Raw genomic sequence first — 4,284 nt, forward strand, 5'->3', positions numbered from 1 at the left:
TCTCTACCGCCTTGATAGTTTTCCCGGCAGCATCACCCGCTCCCAGAATAATCGCTACTGCGGCTGCCAAATAATCTAACGCGCTTTCGGCCTCGGAGAAAAACCTTTAGAAATTGAACGGCCTGAGACCAGTACACAATACTGGCCTCAGGTCATACTAGCCATCGGATAAAATTGTCCAGAAATTAGGGTATATTTAAAAAGATCGGTATCTTTTAATCACAATCCTAACAGGATATTCAGTCCCTTAACTGAATCATTAATATAACTTTCATATTGACTTAGTGGTTCATTTCTATCTAAAGCTACAGCATAAACTTGCTCCAAACTCAGCCAATGCTCATAAAACTGCTCTTTCCATTCATTATTCACATCTTGTAAGCAATCCAATAAATCTTTTAAGCGATCAATTAGTACATTTAAAGGAATTTTATTTTCAACATATGCTCCTAGAGTTTCTTTCATCAAATTAAGTTGTCTAAAGTCGTACTCAGTAAGAGTAATATTATTTAATTTATTCATTGTCTTATAATCCCGAAGTCTACTGTAACTACACGGCCAGATTTTTCATCAACCATTACTGTAAGGTTATTCGTTTTATCGTGGTAAGCCATTGTTCCTGGAATTTTTCCTTTCACTGCATTTTCTGATTTGATCGCATTTTCTACTACGGTGGGAGTAATTCCTTGCCTTTGCATACGATCAAGTGAATGGCTGAAATAGCCACGATTTTTAATTATGGTTGGTTTGTTGTAAAGGGTTCTGACTGGAACAACTCAGTTCCTATATTAGCAAACCAGTTGTCATAAAAATAAAAGAATATAACCCCGATTGGATAAACTGTGCCTTAATCAGTTAATGTCTAACTTTTGGGGGACAGTTCACATGATCGGGGAATATTGATTTTATATTGGCATTTTTGCCAGTAGCTCATTAACTTTAGTTGTATCTTCTGGATGAAACTCAAGATACTTTTCACAGGCCAATCTGACATAGTGATAACAGATTTCTTCACTGACTGTCATCGTATCTTCATCAGTTGGCGGATAACCAACAATAAACTGAACACCTTCAAAATGATCTTCTTCATCATAACTGTTCATATCTGGAAAATGGCAATATGCTCCATCGGTACTAAATCCTATTTTTTTAATAAGATAACCTATAGCCTCTAAAAGTCGATTATCACTATACATAATATCAAAATACGTTGTAATCATCTCATCAGAATCATAGTCGATTCGTTCAAATAATTTAATATTCATTATCTACCTTATTTGGGGTGAAAATATGGAGATAATTGGTTGGAATATAACGGTAACATATCTATAGTCCGGCCATCTTCATCACAAAATTCAACCTCATATGCTTCTTCCTGCTCAAAATAAACATCAATAATGGCTCCCTTCATTCCAGCTTTAAGTCCACGTTCAGGAATGTCTGAAGTTAAAACAACAACATCAAAAAGAGAATATTTCATACCTATCTCACTTTACATAGAGCGTTGTTAATCTAGGTGTTGATGATCCAAGATCATATATCCAACCTGTACGAACAATCGCTGTTTTGCCGTTCGGTCCAGTAATTGGCATGCCAATAGTTATTCTTTGAACAAACCTATCAACATTACTAAGAATAGAAGAATATATCCCCGATAGGATGAACTGTACCTTAATCAGTTAGTGTCTAACTTCTGGGGTGCAGTTCACTAACAGTAATCATTACTGACAGACTACTTCATAGTCATTGCCCAATTCAGTTTGTAGCTTTTCTCGCAGATATTGACCTTTTTCCTTAAAGACTATTTCCACTTCTGGGGTTGAAAATCCAGAGCTTAAGGGATCATCCAAACTTAATGTTTCATCATATTGTTTAGACCAATTATTTAATTCTTCTTTAAGAGAACCGCTAATTGGTAAAACATCAGGATCAATATTCCCAACCTCACCATCTGAATCAGACCATAATGGATAACAATCGTAATCAGCCATTAATTTTATTCTTTTCATCTACTTACTCCCTGCCGGATTAGCGCCAACGATAGAACCGTTACTGCCAGTAATCACTACTATTCGTTATTTTGCCCGTTGATCGTAATTTCATAAATCGGACGTCCCGTACCTTTTCCTTTATAAACAGCCTCCATGACTATATTTGGTATTTGAGATTCTAAAACACCTATTTTTGAAAAGTCATTTGCATGGCATTCTACAATATGTTGAAGTCCAGCTAATGATGCAATTTACGATAACCGGAATTGATTTTATTATTATAATTGATAGTCAAATTTATCAGTTAATTTAAAATTAATGTCTTGCTCTTTAACTCGATTCAATATGGCAACAATTTTCTCAAAAGTATCCCCTAAGTACTGATGAGACAATTCAGAATTCAGCCAAATGATGGTTATTGGACGCTCTACATCATTACTAAAACGATCCCATAAAGCATCAAGATTATTCCCATAATAGCAGCCAAATTCTAGTTGCTCGGATAACATTTGATGAAAGTCATTTTCTGAACAGATGTCTTTTCCATTTAGAATAATTATTTTACCACTCATTTCCATTTACCTATTGAAATAGCCGTTTCATAATGATCTATGGTGATATATGACAAACCATCATTAGAATACAGCAATCGGGTTCCGGGTTGATTACCGCGAGAAATTGTATTGTCCAACTCTATGTCAGCTTCACTCCATACTCGATTAGGAGACGATAGTAATAGATTATTTGAATTCTCAAAAATATCACCACCTAATTGACTACCAGATGTAGTATTATTAAGAGCCTTTCCTGACCTCCAGCCATTATCTATTGCGGGGCCTTGAGTGACATAATTCTTTAGCAACTGATCTGTAGTTTTTAGACTTTCTACTACTTCATTTGCAGCTTGGATTGTTTTCAATTAGGATATTTAGCCTTGAACTGATCTACAACACTGAGGCAACTTGCACATGCAGGTCGTTCAGTAAAAATATTCACTGTGCCCTTAGCTAATGTATTGTTACCAGGTAACAATGTTCTCTGTCGTGAAGTCCAACGCTGAACACGATTTTTTATAAGACACTCAGTCAGTTATAACCTATTTTTCCCTGTGCAGTTTGACTCCCAGCTAACAACGCTCCAACGCGATTTTTCAGCCTAATAAGCCATTTTGCCCCGGCATAATGAACTGCACCTTTCAATCACAGATGATTGTCTAACATTAGGATTGCAGTTCAAAATACTTCGGGGCTTGTTTTACTTATCAGGATCAAAATATATATCAAAAGAACATTCTAGATCTAAATCAGATATAGATCTCATTTGTTCCGGCCATAGTACCGGCCCACTATGTCCAAATTTAGAACGCCACACACAACTCAATGTTATACTAATACCCTCAGTACGTTGCAGTTGCTTTAATCCGATTTCAGATTGATTTAATTTCCTTAACAGCCAATCTATATGATCCCTTAGATCCTTCGACTCTACATATGATTTTGAAGATAAAAACCAACTGGACAACTTAATTTCTCGGGTTTTTCCTCGACTATTAGTTACTGTTGTTCCAACAATATTCTTCTGTGTAGGTTCAAGTTTCAGTAGCCTACTCACATTATCAGGATGCATCATTCCTGGATAAATCAATAATTGTGCATAACACTCAGAACAAGTCGGATAATCACTTGATACTGGGGTAACCCTAGATTTAATAGTACTCATGGTAAATAATCTCCAATATTCCCAATAACCTTCCCGGCATCATCTATATAGTTCCCATTATCTAAAATTCGACCGTGGAAATCATTCCTCAATCCATTTTCTTTTTTCAAAGCCTCAAGAGCACGACCCCATTCACGACTTGTCAGATTCTCACCAAGTTGATTATTTAGTGTATTAGCTGTGCTCTTATTTAAAGTATTACCACCTGTTTGTAATACAGTTGGTACTCTACCAGCAGCTCCGATGCTTGGAGGTACTGGTAGGGGTAATCCATTTGCATCAAGCCATTTGCCATCAACAAGCTGGTTAGTTGCCCCTTTTGTACCATTCTTTGCCATACCTATAGCAACAGCTTCCGCCGCTGTTGCCGAATTGCGTTCCATATACAACGCTTCTTTTTCCACCAAGCGAGTTACGGCATTAATATCAGGTTTAGCATTACTTAACAGCGGTTTTGAAGCATGACTCAATCCTTCTGCCAGATTTTTCGCACCTTCTCTGCTGTTACCTAATACTTTTATGGCTCCCGCCGCCAAAACACCAGTCCCAACAGCCGCTTCCGGCGCAACCGCAT

Annotated in this window: 9 protein-coding genes and 1 pseudogene; all 10 read right to left on the reverse strand. The window is 36.9% G+C overall.

From position 1 onward, the window contains the following. Positions 1 to 219: 219 nt before the first annotated feature. Positions 220 to 522 carry a hypothetical protein gene (locus tag KZ793_RS21340; protein ID WP_225817123.1) on the reverse strand — a complete coding sequence of 101 codons (303 nt, stop codon included), beginning with the start codon at positions 520 to 522 and terminating at the stop codon, positions 220 to 222. A 383-nt stretch (positions 523 to 905) separates the two neighbouring features. After that, a complete protein-coding gene (gene cdiI, locus KZ793_RS21345) occupies positions 906 to 1,265 on the reverse strand; it encodes a ribonuclease toxin immunity protein CdiI (RefSeq protein WP_225817124.1) in 360 nt (119 codons plus the stop codon). 8 nt (positions 1,266 to 1,273) lie between these two features. After that, positions 1,274 to 1,480, reverse strand: coding sequence for a DUF4926 domain-containing protein (locus KZ793_RS21350; RefSeq protein ID WP_225817125.1), 207 nt, complete (start codon positions 1,478 to 1,480; stop codon positions 1,274 to 1,276). A 7-nt stretch (positions 1,481 to 1,487) separates the two neighbouring features. Beyond that, the gene (locus KZ793_RS23025) at positions 1,488 to 1,679 is read right to left on the reverse strand and encodes a DUF6883 domain-containing protein (RefSeq protein WP_339366965.1); all 192 of its coding nucleotides are present in this window, start codon (positions 1,677 to 1,679) and stop codon (positions 1,488 to 1,490) included. A 42-nt stretch (positions 1,680 to 1,721) separates the two neighbouring features. After that, the gene (locus tag KZ793_RS21355) at positions 1,722 to 2,009 is read right to left on the reverse strand and encodes a hypothetical protein (RefSeq protein WP_225817126.1); all 288 of its coding nucleotides are present in this window, start codon (positions 2,007 to 2,009) and stop codon (positions 1,722 to 1,724) included. 260 nt (positions 2,010 to 2,269) lie between these two features. Continuing rightward, positions 2,270 to 2,563, reverse strand: a complete 294-nt coding sequence (locus KZ793_RS21360; protein WP_225817127.1) for a barstar family protein — start codon at positions 2,561 to 2,563, stop codon at positions 2,270 to 2,272. After that, positions 2,560 to 2,910 carry a ribonuclease domain-containing protein gene (locus tag KZ793_RS21365; protein WP_225817128.1) on the reverse strand — a complete coding sequence of 117 codons (351 nt, stop codon included), beginning with the start codon at positions 2,908 to 2,910 and terminating at the stop codon, positions 2,560 to 2,562. Before KZ793_RS21365 ends, KZ793_RS21360 begins: the two co-directional genes overlap by 4 nt. Next, on the reverse strand, positions 2,907 to 2,987 hold the full coding sequence (locus KZ793_RS23030; protein ID WP_397443651.1) for a deaminase domain-containing protein: 81 nt from the start codon (positions 2,985 to 2,987) through the stop codon (positions 2,907 to 2,909). The genes KZ793_RS21365 and KZ793_RS23030 overlap by 4 nt, the downstream gene beginning before the upstream one ends. A gap of 258 nt (positions 2,988 to 3,245) precedes the next feature. After that, the gene (locus KZ793_RS21375) at positions 3,246 to 3,710 is read right to left on the reverse strand and encodes a DUF4279 domain-containing protein (RefSeq protein ID WP_109791756.1); all 465 of its coding nucleotides are present in this window, start codon (positions 3,708 to 3,710) and stop codon (positions 3,246 to 3,248) included. Beyond that, positions 3,707 to 4,284: pseudogene (locus KZ793_RS21380) on the reverse strand (hypothetical protein); the annotation flags it as partial. The pseudogene KZ793_RS21380 and the gene KZ793_RS21375, both read right to left, overlap by 4 nt.

The sequence above is a fragment of the Photorhabdus antumapuensis genome (genome assembly GCF_020387775.1).
Taxonomy (GTDB): Bacteria; Pseudomonadota; Gammaproteobacteria; order Enterobacterales; family Enterobacteriaceae; genus Photorhabdus; species Photorhabdus antumapuensis.

Bases quoted from the DNA above. Each gene is read 5' to 3' on its own strand.
- KZ793_RS21355 (WP_225817126.1), bottom strand. From the start codon at position 2,009: ATGAAAAGAATAAAATTAATGGCTGATTACGATTGTTATCCATTATGG.
- KZ793_RS21340 (WP_225817123.1), bottom strand. From the start codon at position 522: ATGAATAAATTAAATAATATTACTCTTACTGAGTACGACTTTAGACAA.
- KZ793_RS21350 (WP_225817125.1), bottom strand. From the start codon at position 1,480: ATGAAATATTCTCTTTTTGATGTTGTTGTTTTAACTTCAGACATTCCT.
- KZ793_RS21360 (WP_225817127.1), bottom strand. From the start codon at position 2,563: ATGAGTGGTAAAATAATTATTCTAAATGGAAAAGACATCTGTTCAGAA.
- cdiI (WP_225817124.1), bottom strand. From the start codon at position 1,265: ATGAATATTAAATTATTTGAACGAATCGACTATGATTCTGATGAGATG.
- KZ793_RS21375 (WP_109791756.1), bottom strand. From the start codon at position 3,710: ATGAGTACTATTAAATCTAGGGTTACCCCAGTATCAAGTGATTATCCG.